Raw genomic sequence first — 21,652 nt, 5'->3', positions numbered from 1 at the left:
TGGATCAGCGCAGCAGCGGCTTGAGCACCGGCCAGACGTTGTCGAGCATCGTCGGCTGGGCCTGCGCGGTGGGGTGGATGCGGTCGGGCTGGAACAGCGTCTCGGCCTCGGGCACGTCGGCCACGCCGCGCAGCAGGAAGGGCACGAGCGCTGCGCCGGTCTCGCGCGCGACCTTGGCGAACGAGGCGGCGAAGTCCTCGGCGTAGCGGCGGCCGTAGTTCGGCGGCACCTCCATGCCGACGACGACGACCTTGGCGCCGGCCTCGCGCGCGCTGCGCGCCATCGCCGCCAGGTTGTCGCGTGTGTTGGCGATCGGCAGGCCGCGCAGCGCGTCGTTGCCGCCGAGCTCCAGGATCACCAGGTCCGGCTGGTGCTGCTTGAGCAGCGCCGGCAGCCGCGTGCGGCCGCCGGAGGTCGTCTCGCCGCTGATGCTGGCGTTGACGACTTTCCAGCCCGGCGCCTGGGCGCCCAGACGCTTGTCGAGCAGCGACACCCAGCCGCTGCCGCGCGCCAGGCCGTACTCGGCCGACAGGCTGTCGCCGAGCACGAGCAGGGTGCGCGTGCCGGCTGCCGCCGCCGGGCCCGCGACCGCCGGGGAGACGGCGAGCGCGCTAGCATGCGCCAGCCACTGCCGGCGGGTCCACCGCATCCGAATGTCCGATCCGATCATCTCCGTCCAACGCATCTCGAAGCAGGTCGCCGATTCGACCGGCACGCTGACGATTCTCCACGACATCGATTTCGCGCTTTTCCCGAAGGAGACGGTGGCCATCGTCGGCGCCTCGGGCTCGGGCAAGAGCACGCTGCTGGCGATCCTGGCCGGGCTGGACACGCCGACCGCGGGCACGGTGACGCTGGCCGGCACCGACCTCTTCGCGCTCGACGAGGACGCACGTGCGGCGCTGCGCGCGCGCCAGGTCGGCTTCGTGTTCCAGAACTTCCAGCTGCTGGGCCACCTGACGGCGCTGGAGAACGTGATGCTGCCGCTGGAGCTGATGGGCCGGCGCGACGCGCGTGCCGCGGCCACCGAGATGCTGCAGCGCGTGGGTCTTGCCGAACGCCTGGGCCACTACCCGAAGCTGCTGTCCGGCGGCGAGCAGCAGCGGGTCGCGCTGGCACGTGCCTTCGTCGTGCGTCCGGCGGTGCTGCTGGCCGACGAGCCCACCGGCAGCCTGGACTTCGCCACCGGCGCCAAGGTGATGGAGCTGATGTTCGAGCTCAACCGCGAGGCCGGCACGACGCTGGTGCTCGTCACCCACGACCTGCAGATCGCCGCGCGCTGCGAACGCCAGCTGCGCATCGAGGCGGGGCGGGTGGCCGAGGCCACGACGGCCTGATCAAGCCGCAGCGTCGCCGCGCGGCGCGCTCGCTCCGATCAGTCGACTTCCGGCCGCGTCACGAGGCAAGGTCTTGAGGCTTCAGCGCTAGTCGATGGTCTGGCGGTAGCGCAGCATCGCCACGCCGCCGGTGGCCAGCGCGAAGGCGGCGATCGCCGCCGCCTCGGGCCACAGGTCGGCGAAGCCGCTGCCCTTGAGCATCACGGCGCGCACGATGCGCAGGAAGTGCGTCAGCGGCAGCACCTCGCCGATCGTCTGCGCCCAGCCCGGCATGCCGCGGAACGGGAACATGAAGCCCGACAGCAGGATGTTCGGCAGGAAATAGAACATCGTCATCTGCATGCTCTGCATCTGCGAGCGCGCGATCGTGCTGAAGGTGAAACCCACCGACAGCGTCGCGACGATGAACAGCAGCACCATCGCCGACAGCAGCACGAAGCTGCCGGCCATCGGCACGTGGAACAGCACGCGTGCCGCGGCGAAGACCAGCAGCACCTGGCCGTAGCCGATGATCACGTAGGGCAGGATCTTGCCGGCCATCATCTCCACCGGACGCACCGGGGTGGCCAGCAGGTTCTCCAGCGTGCCGCGCTCGCGTTCGCGGGTCATCGCCATCGAGGTCATCATCACCAGCGTCATCGTCAGGATGACGCCCATCAGCCCCGGCACGACGTTGAACGCGGTGATGCCCTCGGGGTTGTAGCGCTTGTGCACACGCAGCTCGAACGGCGCCGCACCGCCGGCCAGCGGCGCCAGCACGCCTGTGAGCTCGCTGCGCAGCGCCAGCGTCGGCAGCGCCGCCAGCGCGGCCACCGCCTGCCCGGTGGCTGCCGGGTCGCTGGCGTCGGCCAGCACGACCAGCGGCGGCGTCTCGCCGCGCAGCAGCCGGCGCGTGAAGTCGCCCGGGAAGACCAGTGCGAACTGGACCTCGCCGCGCGCGATCAGCTCCTCGGCACCGGCTTCGCTGGGCGTCGCGACGATCTCGAAGTAGCCGGTGTTGCGCACCGCGGCGACGACGCTGCGCACGACCGGCGACTCGTCCAGCGCGACGACGGCCGTCGGCAGGTGCTTGGGGTCACCGTTGATCGCGTAGCCGAACAGCACCAGCTGCATCAGCGGCACGCCGATCAGCATCGCGAAGGTCAGCCGGTCGCGGCGCAGCTGGATCAGCTCCTTGCGCAGCACTGCGAGGATGCGGCCCCAGCTAAGCGAGAGGATCCTGGGCATGCTGGGTCAGCGAGATGAAGACGTCTTCGAGCCCGGTGGCGATCGGCTCGACGGTCCAGCGGTGGCCGGGCGCGGCACCGTCCAGCCAGGCGGCGAAGTCCTCGCCGGCGCGCGCGCTGACGTGCACCGCGCTGCCGAAGGGCACGGCCATCCAGCGATCGTCCTGCGCCAGCAGTGCCACCGCGTCGGCGAGGTGTTCGCCGCGCAGCGTCCAGGTGCGCAGCCCCGCGGCCGCCACGACCTCGGCCGCGCTGCCGGCGGCCAGCAGCCGGCCGTAGCTGATGTAGGCCAGGCGGTGGCAGCGTTCGGCCTCGTCCATGTAGTGCGTCGACACCAGCACCGTCAGGCCTTCGGCGGCCAGGCTGTGGATCTGCTGCCAGAAGTCGCGCCGCGCCTTGGGGTCGACGCCGGCGGTCGGCTCGTCCAGCAGCAGCAGCTCGGGCTGGTGCAGCATGCAGGCGGCCAGCGCCAGGCGCTGCTTCCAGCCGCCCGACAGCGAGCCGGCGAGCTGGGTGCGGCGGCCGGCCAGCCCCAGGCGTTCGAGCGCGCCGTCGACCGCCTCGCGCCGCCGCGCCATGCCGTAGACGCGCGCGACGAAGTCCAGGTTCTCCTCGATCGACAGGTCGTCGTAGAGGCCGAAACGCTGCGTCATGTAGCCGACGCGGCGCTTGATGCGGCGTGTGTCGCGGCGCAGGTCCAGGCCCAGGCAGCGGCCTTCGCCGGCATCGGGCTCGAGCAGGCCGCAGAGCATGCGGATCGTCGTCGTCTTGCCGCTGCCGTTGGGGCCGAGAAAGCCGCAGATCTCGCCGCGGCGCACCTGGATCGAGATCGTGTCGACGACGGTGCGTTCGCCGAAGCGTTTGCTCAGGCCACTCACGTCGATCGCGAACTCGGTGTTCATCGTGCGGCGTCCGGCAGCGAGACCTGCACCGGCTGGCCGGGCTTCAGCGCCGAGACACCATCGGGCCAGGCTTCGGCGCGGAAGACGAGCTTGCTGCGCGACTCGTTGCTGTAGATGACCGGCGGCGTGTATTCCGCTTCCGGCGAGACATGGCCGATGCGCGCCGTGAGGCCGGCGGGGCAGCCGTCGCAGGCCACCGCGACGCTGGCGCCGACCTTGGCGCGCGCCAGCAGCGCCTCGGGCACGAAGAAACGCAGCTTGACGGCGCCCGGCGGCAGCAGCACGACCACCGGCGAGCCCGCCGGCACCCACTCGCCGGGGCGGTACAGCGTGTCGTAGACCTGGGCGGCGACCGGGGCGCTGCGCGACTTCTGGTCCTCGTGCCAGCGCGCCAGCGCAGCGTCGGCTCCGGCGCCGCGGGCGCTGGCGGCGGCCGCCGCCACGGCGTCGGCGCGTGCCGCTTCGTCGGCCAGGCGGCGCTCTGCTTCGAGCTCGTGCACGCGCGCGGCGTCGGCGTCGCGTGCGGCGACGAGTTCGTCCAGCCGCGCCGCCGAGACGAAACCCTGGTCGACCAGCGCACGCTGGCGCTTCAGCGCCGATTCGCTGGCCACCAGCGCGGCACGCGCCTGGGCGAGCTGGGCGTCGAGCGCGGCACGCTCCAACGGGCGCTTGCCTTTGCGCAGGTCCTCGGCCTGCGACTCGGCGGCCGCGCGGCGTGCGTCGGCGGCCTGGCGCGACAGCGCCTCGGCGTCGGCGTCCAGCGCGAACAGCGGCTGCCCGGCCTGCACCGCGTCGCCGCGGCGCACGTGCAGCGTGCGCAGCGTGCCGCCGGCGGAAGCCGCGACGTAGACCATCTCGGCCTCGGCATAACCGGCCAAGGGCGCGTCACGCTCGGCACCGCAGCCGGCAAGCGACAGGACGGCGGCCAGCACGGCGGCGTGGCGGGGCAGGGCGTTCATCTCAGCGCTCCGGGTCGGGGGCCAGGCCACGCAGCGCCCAGTCCAGGCGCTCGGCGATGCGTTCGGGGGCCACGGCCAGCGGCGTCAGGCGCTCGACGAAAGCGGCCGGGGCGATCTCGCGTGCGCCCATCAACCGCGTCACCAGCACCGGCAGCGCCAGCGAGGCGAGCAGGAACATCAGCTGGTGCAGCGGCTCGGCACGGCGCAGCCGGCCGGCGGCCTGCGCCTGGACGATCAGGCCCAGCAGCACCGCCGGGTGGCGCTGCTCGATCGTCGCGACGAAACGCCGCACCGCGGGTTCGCCGGCCGCGGCGTCGGCCAGCAGCAGCGCGAGGAAGTCGCGGTGCCGCGCGACCCAGGCGACGAACTCCAGCAACGCCTCGCGCAGCGCCGGCAGCGGGTCGCCGGGGCGCCGCGCCAGGTCCTGCAGCTGGCCGAACATCGGCGCGTACCAGCGCTCGATCAGCTCGGTGACGAAGGCGTCGCGCGTGCCGAAGTGATGCACGAAGCTGCCGAGGTTGGCGCCGGCCTCGGCGGCGACGGCACGCACCGTCAGCGCCTTCAGCCCGCGCTCGCGCGCCAGCACCAGTCCGGCCTGCAGCAGGCGTTCGCGGGCGCCGGGGTCGGCAGCGGGGCGGGAATTCATGCTGCGCGTTATACGCTTGTACAAGTCAAGCGGCAATCGGACGCCCGGAAACGAAAACGGCGGCCCGCAGGCCGCCGTCCGTTCAGGCGTCGCCGCCCGGTCTCACTTGATCGGCTTGAAGCGCACGCGCTTCGGCCGCGCGCCTTCTTCGCCCAGGCGCTTCTTCTTGTCCTCTTCGTACTCGTGGTAGTTGCCGGCGTAGAAGAACCACTGCGACTCGCCTTCGCAGGCCAGGATGTGGGTCGCGATGCGGTCCAGGAACCAGCGGTCGTGGCTGATGACCATCGCGCTGCCGGCGAACTCGAGCAGCGCCTCTTCCAGCGCACGCAACGTTTCGACGTCCAGGTCGTTCGACGGTTCGTCGAGCATCAGCACGTTGCCGCCCTGGGCCAGGGTCTTGGCCAGGTGCAGGCGGCCGCGTTCGCCGCCGGAGAGGTTGCCGACGAGCTTCTGCTGGTCGTTGCCCTTGAAGTTGAAGCGGCCCAGGTAGGCGCGGCTGGGCATCACGAACTGGCCGACGACGATGTTGTCCAGGCCGCCGGAGACGTCTTCCCACACGGTCTTGTCGCCGGCCAGGCTCTCGCGGCTCTGGTCGACGAAGGTCACCTTGGCGGTCTTGCCGATCACGACCTCGCCGCTGTCCGGCTTTTCCAGCCCCTGGATCATGCGGAACAGCGTCGACTTGCCGGCGCCGTTGGGGCCGATGATGCCGACGATGGCGCCCGGCGGGACCTTGAAGCTGAGGTTGTCGATCAGGCAGCGCTCACCGAAGCTCTTGGTGACGTTCTTGAACTCGATGACCTCGTTGCCCAGGCGCTCGGCGACCGGGATGAAGATCTCGTTGGTCTCGTTGCGGCGCTGGTAGTCGACGTCCGACAGCTCCTCGAAGCGGGCCAGACGCGCCTTGCTCTTGGCCTGGCGGCCCTTGGCGTTGGAGCGCACCCACTTGAGCTCCTCCTTCATCGCCTTGATGCGCGCGTCTTCCTTCTTCTGCTCGACTTCCAGGCGGCGTTCCTTCTGGTCCAGCCACTCGGAGTAGTTGCCCTTGTACGGGATGCCCATGCCGCGGTCGAGTTCGAGGATCCACTCGGCGGCGTTGTCCAGGAAGTAGCGATCGTGGGTGATCGCGACGACAGTGCCCGAGAAACGCTGCAGGAACTGCTCCAGCCAGTCCACCGACTCGGCGTCCAGGTGGTTGGTGGGTTCGTCGAGCAGCAGCATGTCGGGCTTGGACAGCAGCAGCCGGCACAGCGCCACGCGGCGCTTCTCGCCGCCGGACAGCAGGCCGATCTGCGCGTCCCAGGGCGGCAGGCGCAGCGCGTCGGCGGCCAGTTCGAGCTGCAGATCGGTGTTCTCGCTGCCGGCCGCGGCGATGATCGCCTCGAGCTCGGCCTGCTCGGCGGCCAGCTTGTCGAAGTCGGCGTCGGGCTCGGCGTACTCGGCGTAGACCTCGTCCAGGCGCTTCTTGGCGGCGAGCACGCCGCCGATGCCTTGTTCGACGGCTTCGCGCACGGTCTGGTCGGGGTTCAGCTCGGGTTCCTGCGGCAGGTATCCGATCTTCAGGCCGGGCATCGGGACGGCATCGCCCTCGATGTCCTTGTCCAGCCCGGCCATGATCTTCAGCAGCGTCGACTTGCCGCTGCCGTTGACGCCGAGCACGCCGATCTTCGCGCCAGGGAAGAAGGACAGCGAGATGTCCTTCAGGATCTGCCGCTTCGGCGGCACGATCTTGCCGACGCGGTTCATCGTGAATACGTACTGGGCCATGGAGTCCTGTTCGGTTCTTTCGGTATGGGTGGAGCACGGCCGCTTGGCGCGGCCAAACCGCTATTGTCGCCTTTCCGCGTGTCCTCACCCGCGCCGTTTCCCCGCCGCGGGTGGCGTCGGCCGAGGCCATGGTTTTGCCCGGTGGGGTTTCACTCAGCAGGTTTGATCTGCATCAGATAGAATTTTCGGCACCGATGCAGAGCCCAGTCGCTGCATCGTCGTCGAGCCCGACGCCGCCTCGCGGCCCCATGATCCGACGCCTGCGACTGGCGCCCCCGAGCGGGCGACAGGCCGACCGAATACCAAGTCCATGAATTTTTCCGATCTCGGCCTTGCCGAGCCGCTGCTGCGCGCCGTTCGCGAACAGGGCTACGACGTGCCGACCCCGATCCAGGCCCAGGCGATCCCGGCGGTGCTGCAAGGCGGCGACCTGCTCGCCGGCGCGCAGACCGGCACCGGCAAGACCGCCGGTTTCACGCTGCCGATGCTGCAGCGTCTGTCCGCTTCCAAGCCGGTGCGCGACTCCCGCGGCCGCATCGCCGTGCGCGCGCTGGTGCTGACGCCGACACGTGAACTTGCCGCCCAGGTCGAGGAAAGCGTTCGTGCCTACGGCAAGTACCTGCCGCTGACCAGCATGGTGATGTTCGGCGGCGTCGGCATGCAGCCGCAGATCGACCGCCTCCGCAAAGGCGTCGACATCCTCGTCGCGACGCCCGGCCGGCTGCTGGACCACCATGGCCAGGGCACGCTGGACCTGTCTCAGGTGCAGATCCTGGTGCTCGACGAAGCCGACCGCATGCTCGACATGGGCTTCATCCACGACATCAAGAAGGTGCTCGCGGTGCTGCCCCAGAAGAAGCAGAGCCTGCTCTTCTCGGCGACCTTCAGCGACGAGATCAAGGCCCTGGCCGACCGCCTGCTGAACCAGCCGGCGCTGATCGAGGTCGCGCGCCGCAACGCCACCGCCGACACCATCGCGCAGAAGGTGCACCCGGTCGGGCGCGAGAAGAAGAAGGAGCTGCTGGCGCACCTGATCCGCCAGGGCGACTGGCACCAGGTGCTGGTCTTCACGCGCATGAAGCACGGCGCCAACCGCCTGGCCGAGTACCTGAACGAGCAGGGCATCACGGCGATGGCGATCCACGGCAACAAGAGCCAGGGCGCGCGCACCAAGGCGCTGGCCGAGTTCAAGGCCGGCACGCTGCAGGTGCTGGTGGCCACCGACATCGCCGCGCGCGGCATCGACATCGACCAGCTGCCGCACGTCGTCAACTACGAGCTGCCGAACGTGCCGGAAGACTACGTTCACCGCATCGGCCGCACCGGCCGTGCCGGCGCCAGCGGCGAGGCGGTCTCGCTGGTCTGCCTGGACGAGGAGATCTTCCTGCGCGACATCCAGCGCCTGATCAAGCGCGAGATCCCGGTGCAGGTGATCCCCGGCTTCGAGCCCCCGGCCGGCGAGCGCGCCGAGCCGATCGTGCTCGGCCGCATGACCATCGGCGTCGGCGGCACGCGCCGCAACGCCGGTGGTGGCATGCCCTCGCGCGGCGGCCGGCCGCAAGGCGCGTCGGGCGGTGGCAACGGGGGTGGTGGCCAGCGCCCGGCCGGCGCCGGGGGCGCGGTGGTGCGTCGTCGCCGCGCGGCGGGTCCTCGCACGGCCACGGCGGCGGCCGCGCCTCGCAAGGCCCGCGCGGGCCGCGTCGCTGAGCGGCGGCCTCCCGAGGCACCAATGAAAAAGGCCCCGCGAGGGGCCTTTTGCCTGTCTGCCGCCGGTTGCCCGGCGGCACCGTGTCACTCGCCGCCGAACTTGTAGTCGGTGCGGGCCTTCTTGCGCAGCTCTTCCTGGTACTGCTGCAGGCGGGCCTGCTCGATGCGCTGCTTGATCTGGTCCTTCACGTCGTCGAAGGCCGGGAACTGCGCCTCGCGCGTGTCGTCGAGGCGGATGATGTGCCAGCCGAACTGGCTCTTCACCGGCGTCTGCGTCATCTCGCCCTTCTTCAGCGCGGCCATGGCCTGGCTGAACTCGGGCACGTAGGCGTCGGGCTTGGCGAAGTCCAGGTCGCCGCCGTTCTCGCCGGAGCCCGGGTCCTTGGAGTGCTTCTTCGCCAGTTCCTCGAAGCTGCCACCGGACTTGATCTGGGCGATCAGCTTCTTGGCCTCGTCCTCGGTCTCCACCAGGATGTGGCGGGCACGGTACTCGGTGCCCGAGGCCGCGGCCTTGAACTTGTCGTACTCGGCCTGGGCGTCGGCGTCGGTCACCGGGTGCGTCTTGCGGTAGCTGTCGAACAGCTCGCGGATCAGGATGCTCTGGCGGGCGAGTTCCATCTGCGCCTTGTAGTCGGCCGAGGTGGCGATGCCCTTCTTCTCGGCTTCCTGGACGAAGATCTCGCGCAGCACGACCTGGTCACGGGCCTGCTGCTGCAGTTCCGGGCCGATCTGCTGGCCGGCACGCGCTGCCTGCTGCAGCAGCGTCTCGACACGGCTCTTGGGCACCGGCTTGCCGTTGACGACGGCGATGTTCTGCGCCTGTGCGGCCAGCGGCATCAGCAGTGCGGCGGCCGCGGTGGCGAGCGCCGTGCGCACGGCGAAGGTCTTCGAGCTCATGGATGGCACTTTCGGATGGGTCGCGGATCGCCCGAAGCGGCGGCGCGACGATGGAGTTGTTCGAGGGGTGTCAGTCCTGGCGGGGCGGCTGCGCGTCGATCGCGAGGGCATGCACACCCCGTTGGCCCAGAGGGCCGAGGGCATCATACACAAGGCGATGGCGCGCCAAGGGGGCCAGCCCGGCGAAGCGCGCGCTGCGGATGCGCACCTGGAAATGGCCGCCTTCGCGCGCGCCGGCGTGGCCGGCGTGTCGGGCGCTGTCGTCGACGACTTCGAGCTCGGTCGGCTCCAGAGCGGCGCGCAGCGCGGCTTCGATGTCGGCGGCGCGGCTCATTGTTTGCCCTCGTTCGGCGCCGCCGGCTCTTCGAGATAACGGCCGAGGTACAGGCCCTGGGCGATCGTGAAGGCGAACATCAGGCCGATGCCGCCGAAGAGCTTGAAGTTGACCCAGGCGTCGGTGCTGAAGCTGTAGGCCACCCAGATGTTGAGCAGGCCCATCGCGGCGAAGAACGCGACCCAGGCGAAGTTCAGCCGGTGCCAGACACGTTCGGGCAGCACCATCTGCTCGCCCAGCAGCAGCTTCAGCAGGTTCTTGCCGGCCAGCAGCGGCGCCAGCCACAGCGCGGTGCCCATCGTCCAGTACAGCACGCTGGGCTTCCACTTGATGAAGGTCTCGTTGTGGAACCAGATCGTCAGGCCGCCGAAGACGACGACCAGCACCAGGCTGATCCACAGCATCGCGTCGATGCGCTTGCCGCGCAGCTTGAGCACCAGCACCTGGGCCAGCGTCGCGAGGATCACGACGACGGTCGCCAGCAGCACCGGCGCCTCCTTCGGGCCGACGACGCCGCCGGAGACGAGCGCGCCGAAGTTGGCGGTGGCGAAGTCCGCCGCCCATTCCGGGCGGCCCTCGGCGAGCTTGAAGCAGGCGAAGAAAAGGACGATCGGCAGGAAGTCCAGCAACAGCTTCATGCGAGGCGACGGGAGCGGTTCATGGGGCGATTGTGCCGGCTGCGTCGGGTGGGTTGCGGCGAAGCCGTGACGGCGGCGGGCCGATACGGGCTGGGGGTTCACGCGGCCTCGGGCTTGAAGTCGATGGCCGCCGAGTTGATGCAGTAGCGCTGGCCGGTCGGCGCCGGGCCGTCGTCGAAGACATGGCCCAGATGGGTGCCGCAGCGGCGGCAGCGCACCTCGACCCGAACCATGCCGTGGCTGGTGTCGCGCACCTCCTCGATGACGTCGGCCTCCAGCGGCTGCCAGTAGCTCGGCCAGCCGCAGCCGGCGTCAAACTTGGTTTCGCTGGAGAACAGCGGCGCACCGCAGCCGATGCAGTCGTAGTGGCCGCGACCGGTGTGATCCCAGTACTTGCCGGTGAAGGGGCGCTCGGTGGCCGCGTGGCGCGCGACCTGGTACTGCGTCGGGTCGAGCTGGGCGCGCCATTCGGCGTCGCTCTTGCGGACCTCGTAGCGCGGGTCGTCGTGCGGATGGGCGGCAGGTTTCTTGTCGAACAGGCTCATGACGAACAGGAGATCTCCAGCTGGCGCGCCCAGTCGGGCGGGAAACCGGCGAGCGCCTCGTGTTCGGGCTGCTCGTCGAACGGATGCTGCAGCACGGCCAGCAGCCGCGAGACCTCGCCGAAGTCGCCGGCTTCGGCCTGGCGGATCGCGGTCTCGGCCAGGTGGTTGCGCAGCACGTACTTGGGGTTGGTGCGCTCCATTCGCAAGCGGCGCTCGGCGTCGACGCTGGCCTCGGCGCGCAGGCGCTCGGCGTAGCGCAAGGCCCAGGCGTCGAAGGCCTCACGGTCCAGGAACAGGTCGCGCAGCGCGTCGTGCGTCGCACCGGGCGTGCTGTCGAAACGCGCCAGGCGGCGGAAGCTGATCGTGTAGTCGGCGCCGTCGGCGGCCATGCGGCGCAGCAGGTCGTCGACCAGCGCGCCGTCTTCTGGGCGTTCGTCACGCAGGCCGAGCTTGGCGCGCATCGCCGTCTGCAGCGCGGCCAGGAACTCGCTCTTGTAAGGCTCCAGCGCGGCCACCGCGGCGTCGGGGTCGACTATCAGCGGCAGCAGCGCCTGGGCCAGCGCGTGCAGGTTCCAGAACGCGACGTTGGGCTGGCGCGCGTAGGCGTAGCGGCCCTGGTGGTCGGAGTGGTTGCAGACGTGGCCGGGGTCGAAGGCGTCGAGGAAGCCGAACGGCCCGTAGTCGATCGTCAGGCCCAGCAGCGACATGTTGTCGGTGTTCATCACGCCGTGGCAGAAGCCGACCGCCTGCCACTGCGCCACCAGCCGCGCCGTGCGCCGCGCGACTTCTTCCAGCAGCGCGGCGTAGCGGTTGGCGGCCTCGGCCTGGGCCGGGAAATAGCGTTCGATCGCGTCGTCGGCCAGCCGGCGCAGCGCCGCGTTGTCGGCCGCGGTGTGGGCGAAGTGCTCGAAGTGGCCGAAACGCAGGAAGCTGGGCGCGACACGCGTGACGACGGCGGCGGTCTCGACGCGCTCGCGCCGCACCGGCAGCGGCGAGCCGACCAGCGCCAGCGCGCGCGTCGTCGGAATGCCCAGCGCGTGCATCGCCTCGGAGCCCAGGTACTCGCGGATCGACGAGCGCAGCACGGCGCGGCCGTCGCCCATGCGCGAGTAGGGCGTCAGGCCGCTGCCCTTCAACTGCAGCTCCAGCGGCCCGAGTGGCGTGTCGGCCTCGCCCAGCAGCAGCGCGCGGCCGTCGCCCAGCTGCCCGGCCCAGACGCCGAACTGGTGGCCCGAGTAGACCGTGGCCAGCGTGCCGCCGGCCGGCTGGGCGTTGCCGGCCAGCAGCGCCAGCGCTTCGTCGCGCTGCAGCCAGTCCCACCAGCCGAGTTCGTGTGCGTAGGCCTCGTTGCGCGCCACCCAGTGCGCCTCGGGCACCGGCTGCGGCGGCTGGGCGACGGCCAGCGGAGCGCCGGCGCGGCGCACGAAACCGTCGTCGCGCCAGCGCGGGCCGTCGGGGAAGATCCGGTCGGGGGCGTTCATCGGATCCATTGTCGGAAGCGGGCGCGCGCCACGCCGGCGCAGGGGCTTCACCGGCGCGGGCCGTTATCGTCACGCCTTCGTGATGGACGCCTCGCACTTCCTCGTCTCGCTGCTCAACGGGCTGTCCGTCGGGCTGCTGCTGTTCCTGCTGGCCTCGGGGCTGACGCTGATCTTCAGCCTGATGGGCGTGCTGAACTTCGCCCACGCCAGCTTCTACATGCTGGGCGCCTACGTCGGCGCCACCGTCGCGGCCGGCGCCGGCTTCTGGCTCGCGCTGCTGGTGGCGCCGCTGGTCGTCGGGCTGGCCGGCGCGGCCTTCGAGCGCTGGGTGCTGCGGCGCGTGCATGCGCAAGGCCACGTCGCCGAGCTGCTCGTCACCTTCGGGCTGGCCTACGTCGTCGTCGAGGCGGTGCAGCTCGTCTGGGGCCGTCAGCCGCTGGCCTTCGAGCCGCCGGCGGCGCTGGCCGGGCCGCTGTTCACGCTGGTGCAGGCGCCGGCCGGGCTGGCGCTGGCCTGGGGCGCGGCACCCGAGGCCTGCCGTGGCGACGCGGCGCTGGTCTGCACCCAGTTCCCGGCGCTGCGTGCCTTCGCGATGGCGCTGGCGCTGCTGCTGCTGGCCGTGCTGGCGCTGGCGCTGCGCACGACGCGGCTGGGCCTGGTGATCCGCGCCGCGCTGACGCACCCGCAGATGGCGCAGGCGCTGGGCCACGACGTGCCGCGCGTGTTCATGCTGGTCTTCGGCGCCGGCACCGCGCTGGCGGCGCTGGCCGGCGTCGTCGGCGGCGCGATGCGTGTCACCGAGCCCTCGATGGCGCAAGCCGTCGGGCCGGTGGTCTTCGCGCTGATCGTCATCGGCGGGCTGGGCTCGCTGGCCGGGGCTTTCGTCGCCTCGCTGCTGCTGGGCGTGCTGGACTCGTTCGCCGTGGCCAGCGACCGTTCGCTGGCCGATCTGGCGGCGGCGCTGCACTGGACGCTGGCGCCCGAGACCGCGGCGCTGGCGCTGTGGAGCGTGAAGCTGTCGCAGGTGGCGGCGATCCTGCCGTACCTGCTGCTCGTGCTGGTGCTGGTGCTGCGCCCGCGCGGCTTGTTCGGCACGCGCGAAGGATGACGGGGCGCCGGGTCCGGGCCGCGCTCGTCTGGGGCGCCTACGCGCTGGTGCTGGCCGGCGCGCCGTGGCTGTTCGACAGCAGCCTGGCGCTGACGCTGCTGTCGCAGATCGGCATCGCCATCGTCGCCTGCCTGGCCTTCAACCTGCTGCTGGGGCAGGGCGGCATGCTGAGCTTCGGCCATGCGGTCTATTCGGGGCTGGGCGCCTACGCGGCGATCCACACGCTGCGCTGGATGGTCGCCGGCGAACTGGCGCTGCCGGTCAGCCTGGTGCCGCTGGTCGGCGGCCTGGGCGGGCTGGCCGGCGCGGCGACGCTGGGCTGGCTGACGACACGCACCGCCGGCACGCCGTTCGCGATGATCACGCTGGGCCTGGGCGAGCTGGTCGCCGCGGTGGCGCTGATGTTCCCGACGGTCTTCGGCGGCGAAGGCGGGCTGAGCGCCGACCGCGTGATCGGCGAGCCCGTCTGGGGCATCAGCTTCGGCCCGGCCTGGCAGGTTTACGCGCTGATCGCCGTCTACTGCTTTGTCTGCACCGCGGCGATGTACGGCTTCACGCGCACGCCGCTGGGGCGCATGCTGAACGCCGTGCGCGACAACCCGCTGCGCGCCGAGTTCGTCGGCTACAGCGCACGCCGCGTGCGCTACCGGGCCTTCCTGGTGTCGGGCTTCTTCATGGGCGTGGCCGGCGGGCTGGCGGCGCTGCACTTCGAGATCGTCAGCGCCGAGGTGCTGGGCTCGCTGCGTTCGGGCGCCTACCTGCTGTTCACGGTGCTGGGCGGCAGCGGCTATTTCGCCGGGCCGATCCTCGGCGCGGTGCTGATGGTGCTGGCCGGCGTGCTGCTGTCGGCGCTGACGCGCGCCTGGCTGCTGTACCTCGGGCTGGCCTTCATCGCCGTCGTGATGCTCGCGCCCGGCGGGCTGGCCGGTGCGCTGGCGGGCCTGACGCGCGCCGCCGCCGCGGGCGTCCTGCGCCGGCTGTGGGCCGGGCTGGCGGCCTTGGTCGTGCTGGCCGTCGCGGCGCTGGCCGGTCTGGCGGTCATCGTCGAGCTGCTGTACCGGCGCCAGCTCGACGCCGCTTCGGGCCCGGCGCTGAACTTCTTCGGCCTGCAGCTGAGCGCCGAGTCGGCCGACGCCTGGGTCGGCGCGGCGCTGCTGCTGGCCACCGCGGCGGGCTTGTTCGAACTGGCACGGCGGCAGTTGGCGCCGCAATGGGCGCGGGAGGGAGCGCGATGACGCCGGCACTGGAGTTGCGCAACGTGCAGCGGCGTTTCGGCCGCACCGAGGTCGTGCGCGGCGCCAGCCTGGCCGTGAAGCCGGGCGAACGCGTCGCGCTGATCGGCCCCAACGGCGCCGGCAAGAGCACGCTGTTCAACCTGATCAGCGGCCAGCTCGCGCCCGACGCCGGCGAGATCCTGCTGAACGGCCAGGCGATCCAAGGCCTGCCGCCGTACGAGATCGTGCGCCGCGGGCTGGCGCGCAGCTTCCAGACCAGCCAGCTGTTCGCGCGCCTGTCGACGGTGGAGAACCTGCGCTGCGCGCTGCTGCACAGCGAAGGTGCCGGCTACGCCTTCTGGCGCCCGGCACGGCGCCGCGGCCTCGACGAACGTGCCGAGGCGCTGCTGGCGATGCTGCGCCTGGAGCACAGGCGCGACGTCCCGGCGGCGCAGCTCGCCTACGCCGAGCAGCGTGCGCTGGAGATCGGCCTGACGATCGCCGGCGGCGCCGGCATCGTGCTGCTCGACGAGCCGACCGCCGGCATGAGCCGCGAGGAGACGGCCTGGTTCGTCGCGCTGATCCGCCGCGCGACCGAAGGCCGCACGCTGCTCGTCGTCGAACACGACATGAGCGTCGTCTTCGAGCTCGCCGACCGCATCGCGGTGCTGGTCGACGGCGAGGTCGTCGCCTTCGACACGCCCGCGGCCGTGCGTGCCGACGCTCGCGTGCAGCAGGCCTATCTGGGCGCGCTGCCGGCGGCCGGGGAGGGCGCATGCTGACGGTGCGTGGCCTCGAAGCCGGCTACGGCGTGCGTCCGGTGCTGCACGGCGTCGAGTTCGACGTCGCGCCCGGCGAGATCGTCGCGCTGCTCGGCCGAAACGGCTCGGGCCGGTCGACGACGGCCAAGGCGCTGATGGGCCTGCTGCCGGCACGCGGTTCGGTGCGCTGGAACGGTGTCGAACTGCTGGGACGACCGGCGCACCAGATCGCGCATGCCGGCCTGGGCTACGTGCCCGAGAGCCGCGACGTCTTCCCGACGCTCAGCGTCGCCGAGAACCTGCGCCTGGGCGAACGCCCGCGCGCCGGCACCCGGCGCTGGACGACGACCGAGCTGCTGGCCCGCTTCCCGCGCCTGGCCGAGCGCGCCCAGGCGCCGGCCGGCGTGCTGTCCGGCGGCGAGCAGCAGATGCTGACGCTGGCCCGCACGCTGGTCGGCGACCCCGCTGTGCTGATCGTCGACGAGCCGACCGAAGGCCTGGCGCCGCAGGTCGTCGCCCAGGTGGCCGAACTGCTGGCCGAGGCGCGCCGGCGCGGCGTCGGCGTGCTGCTGGTCGAGCAGAAGCTGGCGATCGCGCTGCAACTCGCCGACCGCTGCCTGGTGATGGGCCACGGCCGCATCGTCTTCGCCGGCACACCGGCGGCGCTGGCGGCAGACGCCGGCGTGCGGCAAGAGTGGTTGGAGGTCTGAGGGCCTTGCCTGCTCGCGTGAGTTCGCGTGCGGGCCTTCGGTTGGCCCAGGATGCCTTCAGTGATAGTCGCTTTCGCGCTGATGGCGCACCGCACCGACGTGCACACGCCGCTCGGCCCGGATCTCGAAATAGACGACGAAGCCGCTGGCGCCGAAGGGCACGATCAGCTCGCGCGCAAACGGACTGCTGGCCGCCTTGCGGCAGCTGAACGGGCTGACGGCGAGGAAGCGGCAAGCCTGGCGGATCGCGTCGATCGCCCGGGCGGGGATGTCGAGATCACCCGAGGGACTGTTCAGTTCACGCGCGAAGGCGTGTTCGAACAGCCTCAGCAGATCCTCTTCGGCCTCGCGGCTGAAGACGACCTCGTAGTTCATTCGGCCGGCTTCTGACGGCGCTCGCGCGCCTTGCTCAGCCGGGCTTCGAGCTTGGCGATGACCGTCTCCGCCGGCACCCAGTCGCCGTCGGCCTCGGAGCGTGCGACCGCGGCCAGGCCGCGGCGCACGAACTCGGCCTGGTCGCGGCGGCGCGCGACCTCGGTGCGCACCGCCTGCTCGACCAGCGACGCCAGGCTCTCGCCTTCTTCGAGCGCCTGCTCGATCTCCTCGCGGAACTGCGGCTCGATGCGCACCGGCGGGATGGTCGTAGACTTCATCGCGGCACTGTATCGCTTTTGCGATACTTTGGCGTTCAGGCCGACGCCGAGCCCCGCACGCCCCCGGTGAGCTGGCGCGCGATCAGCGTGCGCAGCGGCGACGCGACGCTGGCCGCCTTCAGCACCGCGCCGCGCACCAGCTTGGCCGGCGGCGTGTCGTCGGTGAACAGGCGCACGATGGCGTTGGTGCCGAGGTAGATCGGCAGCGTGCGCATCCGGTGCTCGCGTTCGTAGGCCGCCAGCACCGCGGCGTCGCCGAGGTCGCGGCGCTCGCGTGCGGCGCGCGCCAGTTCACGCGCCAGCACCTCGACGCCGTAGAGGCCGAAGTTGTAGCCGTGCGCGGTGACCGGGTGCATGCCGACCGCGGCGTCGCCGACGAGCGCGAAACGCGGGCCGACGAAACGCGTCGCGTAGGCCGCGACCAGCGGGTAGGCGTGGCGCGGCGCGGCGACGTCCATGCGACCCAGGCGACGGTCGAAGTGCTCCTCGACCCGCAGCGCGAAGGCTTCGTCCGACAGCGCCATCCACTCCGGCGCCTGGTCGCTCTTCAGCGTCACGACGGCCGAGCTCTGGCGCCCGGCCATCGGCAGGATGGCCAGCGTGTTGCCGTAGCGGAAACACTCGTGCGCGGTGTTCTCGTGGTCTTCCTCGTGGCGCATGCGCACGACGATGCAGGTGCGGCCGAAGTCCAGCATGTGCGCGCCGATGCCGCCCAGGCGCCGCGTCGTCGAGAAGCGGCTGTCGGCGGCGACGACCAGCGGCGCACGCCAGGCACGGCCGTCGGCCAGGCGCACGGTCGCGGCCTGTTCGTCGCGCTGCAGCGCGGTGACCCGCGCGTCGCCGACGATCTCGACGCCCGGCGTGGCGGCGGCCGCGGCGTAGGCGGCTTCGCGCAGGCGGTGGTTGGGCACCAGGAAACCCAGCGCCTCGTGGCCGTCGGCCTGACCGTCGAAGGGCAGCACCAGCGGCGACGCGCCGTTGCGCACCAGCGCGCGCTTCAGCGGCGCGATCTCGTCGGCCGGCAGGCGGTCCCAGTGGCCCAGGCGCTCGAGGATGGCGCGCGCACGGTGCGTCAGCGCGATGTCGCGGCCGTCTTCCGGCGGCGCGACCAGCGACTCGGCGCTGTTCTGTTCGAGCACGGTGCAACGCAGGCCGGCCTGCGCGAGCGCCGCCGCCAGCGCCAGGCCCGCGGGGCCGGCGCCGACGATGGCGACGTCGGTGGTGTGGAAGTCGTTCACGGTCGTTTGAGGGGCATCAAGGCCCCGAGTGGCCGGCGCACGATATCGGCGCGTCGCCGTCATGGGCTTGATGGATGTCATGCACGGGGCGGCGCCGGCCTTTGTCGCCGCAGGGACAGCGCGCCCCGAAACCCGACTCCTAGAATGAAACGACCGTTCGAAACCGAGCCCGACCGAGGCGTTTGCCCCTCGGAAACAGGCCCCCAGAAGGAGACATCATGGCCGTCCGTTACGACCTCCACGGCGAGGTCGCCGTGCTCACGCTGGACAACCCGCCGGTCAACGGCCTGGGGCTGGCGACGCGGCGCGAACTGAGCGCCGGCCTCGAACGTGCGCTGGCCGACCCGGCCGTCGTCGCGATCGTCGTCACCGGCGCCGGCAAGGTGTTCTCGGGCGGCGCCGACATCAAGGAGTTCGGCACCGACCGGGCGATCGCCGAGCCCAATCTGCATTCGCTGATCCGCCAGGTGGAGCTGGCGGGCAAGCCGGTGGTCGCCGCGATGCACGGCACCTGCATGGGCGGCGGGCTGGAGCTGTCGTTGGCCTGCCATTACCGCGTCGCCGCGCCGGCCACCCAGGTCGCGCTGCCCGAGGTCAAGCTCGGCCTGCTGCCCGGCGCCGGCGGCACGCAGCGCCTGCCGCGCGTGCTCGACGTCGAGACCGCGCTGAACATGATCGTCTCCGGCGAGCCGGTGGCCAGCGAGCTGCTGGCCTCGTTGCCGGGGCAGAAGCTCTTCGCCCAGATCGTCGAAGGCGAGCTGCTGGCCGGCGCCGTGGCCTTCGCCGCCGCCAAGGGCCACGAACACGCCGGCGGCGCGCCGCTGCCGCGGGTGCGCGACCTGAAGGCGCGCCACGCCAACCCCGACGCCTTCTTCCAGTTCGCGCGCAACACCGTGAAGGCGATGGCCCGGCACTTCCCGGCGCCGGCCAAGTGTGTCGATGCCGTCGAGGCGGCGGTCAAACGCGACATCGACGCCGGCCTGGCCTACGAGCGCGAGCTCTTCATGGCGCTGATGTTCACGCCCGAGAGCCAGGCGCTGCGCCACGCCTTCTTCGCCGAACGCGCGGCCAGCAAGATCCCCGACGTCCCGGAGGACACGCCGCTGCGCCGCATCACCAAGGTCGGTGTCGTCGGCGCCGGCACGATGGGCGGCGGCATCAGCATGAACTTCCTCAACGCCGGCCTGCCGGTGACGATCCTGGAGACGACGGCCGAGGCGCTGGAGCGGGGTGTCGCGACGATCCGCCGCAACTACGAGGCCCAGGTCAAGAAGGGCAAGCTGAAGGAAGACAAGTACCAGCAGCGGATGGCGCTGCTGACGACGACGCTGTCCTACGCCGACCTGGCCGGCTGCGACCTCGTCATCGAGGCCGTCTACGAGGACCTGGGCGTCAAGCAGCAGGTCTTCGGCGCGCTCGACGAGGTGGTGAAGCCCGGCGCCATCCTCGCCAGCAACACCTCGACGCTGGATGTGAACCGCATCGCCGGCTTCACCAAGCGCCCGGCCGACGTGGTGGGAATGCACTTCTTCAGCCCGGCCAACGTGATGAAGCTGCTGGAGGTGGTGCGCGGCGAGAAGACCGCCAAGGACGTGCTGGCCACCGTGATGCAGCTCGCCAAGACGATCCGCAAGACGGCGGTGGTCTCGGGCGTCTGCGACGGCTTCATCGGCAACCGCATGATCGAGCAGTACAGCCGCCAGGCCGGTTTCCTGCTGGAAGAAGGCTGCACGCCGCAGCAGGTCGACAAGGCCGTCGAGGCCTTCGGCTTCGCGATGGGCCCGTTCCGCATGGGCGACCTGGCCGGCAACGACATCGGCTGGGCGATCCGCAAGCGCCGCTACGTCGAGCAGCCGCAGATGCGCTACAGCCAGACCGCCGACCTGCTCTGCGAGATGGGCCGCTACGGCCAGAAGACCGGCGCCGGCTGGTACGACTACGCGCCCGGCAAACGCGACGCGATCCCGTCGCCGGTGGTCGAGGAGATGGTGGCGAAGCACCGCGCCGGGCTCGGCATCACGGCGCGCACGATCTCCGACGACGAGATCGTGCACCGCCTGGTCTACGCGCTGGTCAACGAAGGCGCCAAGATCCTCGAGGACGGCATCGCCAGCAAGGCCAGCGACATCGACATGGTCTACCTCACCGGCTACGGCTTCCCGCTGTGGCGCGGCGGGCCGATGTGCTACGCCGACAGCCAGGGCCTCTTCAACGTCGTGCAGACGATGAAGGCCTTCGCGCGCAACCCGCTGGACGACGCCGGCTTCTGGGAGCCTGCGCCGCTGCTCGCCCGCCTGGCCGCCGAAGGCCGCCGCTTCACCGCCTGAAGCCCCGAACCCGAGGACCGACCATGAGCCAAGCCGTCATCGTCTCCACCGCACGCACGCCGCTGGCCAAGAGCTGGAAGGGTGCATTCAACATGACCCACGGCGCGACGCTGGGGGCTGCGGCCGTCGCCGCGGCCGTGCAGCGCGCCGGCATCGAACCCGCCGCCGTCGAGGACGTGCTGATGGGCTGCGCCAACCCCGAAGGCGCGACCGGCGCCAACATCGCGCGCCAGATCGCGCTGCGTGCCGGGCTGCCGGTCACGACCGCCGGCATGACGATCAACCGCTTCTGTTCCAGCGGCCTGCAGACGATCGCCAGCGCGGCCCAGCGCATCGTCTCAGGCGAAGGCGAGGTCTATGTCGCCGGCGGCGTCGAGAGCATCTCCTGCGTGCAGCAGGAGATGAACCAGCACATGCTGTTCGACCCGGCGCTGAAGAAGAGCAAGCCCGAGATCTACTGGACGATGCTGCAGACGGCCGAGAACGTCGCCCGGCGCTACGGCATCTCCAAGGAGCGCCAGGACTGCTACGGCGCGCAGAGCCAGCAGCGCGCCTGCGCGGCGCAGGAGCAGGGCCTGTTCGCCGACGAGATCGTGCCGGTGACGACGGTGGCCGGCGTCGCCGACAAGGTGCTGGGGCTGCGCAGCCGCGAAGTCACGGTCAGCGTCGACGAAGGCCTGCGCCCGGGCACGACTTACGAAGGCATCCAGGGCATCCGCCCGGCGATGCCCGGCGGCGTGATCACCGCCGGCAACGCCAGCCAGTTCAGCGACGGTGCCGGCGCCTGCGTCGTCGTGCACGAGCGTTACGCCGAGCAGAAGGGGCTGAAGCCGCTGGGGCGTTTCCTCGGATTCGCCGTCGCCGGCTGCGAGCCCGACGAGATGGGCATCGGCCCGGTGTTCGCGGTGCCCAAGGTCTTGCAGCGTCTGGGCCTGACGGTCGACGACATCGACCTCTGGGAGCTCAACGAAGCCTTTGCGGTGCAGGTGCTGTACTGCGCCGACCGGCTGGGCATCCCGATGGAGCGGCTCAACGTCAACGGCGGCGCGATCGCGATCGGCCACCCTTACGGCGTCAGCGGCCAGCGCCTGACCGGCCACGCGCTGATCGAAGGCCGGCGCCGCGGTGCCAAACGGGTCTGCGTGACGATGTGCATCGGCGGCGGCATGGGCGCGGCCGGCGTGTTCGAGGTGCTGTGAGGC

At 71.3% G+C, this 21,652-nt stretch carries 22 protein-coding genes; 8 read left to right on the top strand and 14 right to left on the bottom strand.

The window, feature by feature from the left end; translation table 11 throughout:
• Window positions 1-4: 4 nt before the first annotated feature.
• Window positions 5-649: an arylesterase gene (locus tag RBXJA2T_RS08885; protein WP_009857014.1), complete on the bottom strand. Its 645-nt coding sequence runs from the start codon at window positions 647-649 to the stop codon at window positions 5-7.
• Window positions 650-653: 4 nt separating this feature from the next.
• Between RBXJA2T_RS08885 and RBXJA2T_RS08880 the strand changes: the two genes are divergently transcribed.
• Complete coding sequence (locus RBXJA2T_RS08880; RefSeq protein ID WP_009857013.1) at window positions 654-1,337, top strand: ABC transporter ATP-binding protein; 684 nt, start codon at window positions 654-656, stop codon at window positions 1,335-1,337.
• A gap of 87 nt (window positions 1,338-1,424) precedes the next feature.
• On the opposite strand, the gene RBXJA2T_RS08875 is transcribed toward RBXJA2T_RS08880, so the two are convergent.
• The 5 genes from RBXJA2T_RS08875 to ettA form a co-directional block, all read right to left on the bottom strand.
• Window positions 1,425-2,564, bottom strand: a complete 1,140-nt coding sequence (locus RBXJA2T_RS08875; RefSeq protein WP_029718351.1) for an ABC transporter permease — start codon at window positions 2,562-2,564, stop codon at window positions 1,425-1,427.
• Entirely contained in the window at window positions 2,542-3,465 is a 924-nt protein-coding gene (locus tag RBXJA2T_RS08870) for an ABC transporter ATP-binding protein (protein ID WP_009857011.1), read from the bottom strand. Before RBXJA2T_RS08870 ends, RBXJA2T_RS08875 begins: the two co-directional genes overlap by 23 nt.
• Complete coding sequence (locus RBXJA2T_RS20935) at window positions 3,462-4,424, bottom strand: HlyD family secretion protein (RefSeq protein WP_009857010.1); 963 nt, start codon at window positions 4,422-4,424, stop codon at window positions 3,462-3,464. Before RBXJA2T_RS20935 ends, RBXJA2T_RS08870 begins: the two co-directional genes overlap by 4 nt.
• Window position 4,425: 1 nt before the next feature.
• Window positions 4,426-5,070, bottom strand: coding sequence for a TetR/AcrR family transcriptional regulator (locus RBXJA2T_RS08860; protein WP_009857009.1), 645 nt, complete (start codon window positions 5,068-5,070; stop codon window positions 4,426-4,428).
• Between the two features lie 102 nt (window positions 5,071-5,172).
• Window positions 5,173-6,837 carry an energy-dependent translational throttle protein EttA gene (gene ettA, locus RBXJA2T_RS08855; RefSeq protein WP_009857008.1) on the bottom strand — a complete coding sequence of 555 codons (1,665 nt, stop codon included), beginning with the start codon at window positions 6,835-6,837 and terminating at the stop codon, window positions 5,173-5,175.
• Between the two features lie 310 nt (window positions 6,838-7,147).
• Here ettA and RBXJA2T_RS08850 point away from each other — a divergent pair, with 310 nt between their 5' ends.
• Entirely contained in the window at window positions 7,148-8,650 is a 1,503-nt protein-coding gene (locus RBXJA2T_RS08850; RefSeq protein ID WP_009857007.1) for a DEAD/DEAH box helicase, read from the top strand.
• Here the strand turns inward: RBXJA2T_RS08850 and RBXJA2T_RS08845 are convergent.
• The 5 genes from RBXJA2T_RS08845 to RBXJA2T_RS08825 all read right to left on the bottom strand — a co-directional run bounded on the left by RBXJA2T_RS08845 (window position 8,629) and on the right by RBXJA2T_RS08825 (window position 12,439).
• Entirely contained in the window at window positions 8,629-9,441 is an 813-nt protein-coding gene (locus RBXJA2T_RS08845) for a peptidylprolyl isomerase (RefSeq protein WP_009857006.1), read from the bottom strand. The two genes, RBXJA2T_RS08850 and RBXJA2T_RS08845, sit on opposite strands and share 22 nt — an antisense overlap.
• Window positions 9,442-9,511: 70 nt before the next feature.
• Entirely contained in the window at window positions 9,512-9,775 is a 264-nt protein-coding gene (locus RBXJA2T_RS08840; RefSeq protein WP_009857005.1) for a BolA family protein, read from the bottom strand.
• Entirely contained in the window at window positions 9,772-10,413 is a 642-nt protein-coding gene (locus RBXJA2T_RS08835) for a septation protein A (protein ID WP_009857004.1), read from the bottom strand. The genes RBXJA2T_RS08840 and RBXJA2T_RS08835 overlap by 4 nt, the downstream gene beginning before the upstream one ends.
• A 98-nt stretch (window positions 10,414-10,511) precedes the next feature.
• On the bottom strand, window positions 10,512-10,958 hold the full coding sequence (gene msrB, locus RBXJA2T_RS08830) for a peptide-methionine (R)-S-oxide reductase MsrB (protein ID WP_009857003.1): 447 nt from the start codon (window positions 10,956-10,958) through the stop codon (window positions 10,512-10,514).
• Complete coding sequence (locus tag RBXJA2T_RS08825) at window positions 10,955-12,439, bottom strand: protein adenylyltransferase SelO (protein WP_009857002.1); 1,485 nt, start codon at window positions 12,437-12,439, stop codon at window positions 10,955-10,957. The genes msrB and RBXJA2T_RS08825 overlap by 4 nt, the downstream gene beginning before the upstream one ends.
• Before the next feature lie 82 nt (window positions 12,440-12,521).
• Here RBXJA2T_RS08825 and RBXJA2T_RS08820 point away from each other — a divergent pair, with 82 nt between their 5' ends.
• Genes RBXJA2T_RS08820 through RBXJA2T_RS08805 form a run of 4 tightly spaced genes read left to right on the top strand, consistent with a single transcriptional unit; the run spans window position 12,522 to window position 16,232 of the window.
• Entirely contained in the window at window positions 12,522-13,547 is a 1,026-nt protein-coding gene (locus RBXJA2T_RS08820) for a branched-chain amino acid ABC transporter permease (RefSeq protein ID WP_009857001.1), read from the top strand.
• Window positions 13,544-14,782 carry a branched-chain amino acid ABC transporter permease gene (locus RBXJA2T_RS08815; RefSeq protein ID WP_009857000.1) on the top strand — a complete coding sequence of 413 codons (1,239 nt, stop codon included), beginning with the start codon at window positions 13,544-13,546 and terminating at the stop codon, window positions 14,780-14,782. Before RBXJA2T_RS08820 ends, RBXJA2T_RS08815 begins: the two co-directional genes overlap by 4 nt.
• Window positions 14,779-15,543 carry an ABC transporter ATP-binding protein gene (locus tag RBXJA2T_RS08810; RefSeq protein WP_009856999.1) on the top strand — a complete coding sequence of 255 codons (765 nt, stop codon included), beginning with the start codon at window positions 14,779-14,781 and terminating at the stop codon, window positions 15,541-15,543. The genes RBXJA2T_RS08815 and RBXJA2T_RS08810 overlap by 4 nt, the downstream gene beginning before the upstream one ends.
• Window positions 15,537-16,232, top strand: coding sequence for an ABC transporter ATP-binding protein (locus tag RBXJA2T_RS08805; RefSeq protein ID WP_009856998.1), 696 nt, complete (start codon window positions 15,537-15,539; stop codon window positions 16,230-16,232). The genes RBXJA2T_RS08810 and RBXJA2T_RS08805 overlap by 7 nt, the downstream gene beginning before the upstream one ends.
• A 57-nt stretch (window positions 16,233-16,289) precedes the next feature.
• Here the strand turns inward: RBXJA2T_RS08805 and RBXJA2T_RS08800 are convergent, their stop codons facing one another.
• Genes RBXJA2T_RS08800 through ubiM form a run of 3 tightly spaced genes read right to left on the bottom strand, consistent with a single transcriptional unit; the run spans window position 16,290 to window position 18,123 of the window.
• Window positions 16,290-16,607, bottom strand: a complete 318-nt coding sequence (locus tag RBXJA2T_RS08800; protein ID WP_009856997.1) for a type II toxin-antitoxin system RelE/ParE family toxin — start codon at window positions 16,605-16,607, stop codon at window positions 16,290-16,292.
• Window positions 16,604-16,885: a YlcI/YnfO family protein gene (locus RBXJA2T_RS08795; protein WP_029718355.1), complete on the bottom strand. Its 282-nt coding sequence runs from the start codon at window positions 16,883-16,885 to the stop codon at window positions 16,604-16,606. The genes RBXJA2T_RS08800 and RBXJA2T_RS08795 overlap by 4 nt, the downstream gene beginning before the upstream one ends.
• Window positions 16,886-16,920: 35 nt before the next feature.
• Window positions 16,921-18,123 (bottom strand): 5-demethoxyubiquinol-8 5-hydroxylase UbiM, encoded by a 1,203-nt coding sequence (gene ubiM / locus RBXJA2T_RS08790; RefSeq protein WP_009856995.1) that lies wholly within the window; start codon window positions 18,121-18,123, stop codon window positions 16,921-16,923.
• A 218-nt stretch (window positions 18,124-18,341) separates the two neighbouring features.
• Between ubiM and RBXJA2T_RS08785 the strand changes: the two genes are divergently transcribed.
• Together RBXJA2T_RS08785 and RBXJA2T_RS08780 are read left to right on the top strand one after the other, a co-directional pair.
• On the top strand, window positions 18,342-20,450 hold the full coding sequence (locus tag RBXJA2T_RS08785) for a 3-hydroxyacyl-CoA dehydrogenase NAD-binding domain-containing protein (RefSeq protein ID WP_009856994.1): 2,109 nt from the start codon (window positions 18,342-18,344) through the stop codon (window positions 20,448-20,450).
• A gap of 23 nt (window positions 20,451-20,473) precedes the next feature.
• Window positions 20,474-21,649 (top strand): acetyl-CoA C-acyltransferase, encoded by a 1,176-nt coding sequence (locus RBXJA2T_RS08780; RefSeq protein ID WP_009856993.1) that lies wholly within the window; start codon window positions 20,474-20,476, stop codon window positions 21,647-21,649.
• Window positions 21,650-21,652 lie beyond the last annotated feature (3 nt).

The organism is Rubrivivax benzoatilyticus JA2 = ATCC BAA-35 (genome assembly GCF_000190375.1).
GTDB lineage: Bacteria > Pseudomonadota > Gammaproteobacteria > Burkholderiales > Burkholderiaceae_C > Rubrivivax > Rubrivivax benzoatilyticus.
The sequence above is the reverse complement of the archived record's forward strand: the minus strand, read 5'-3'. Positions and strand labels throughout refer to the sequence as shown.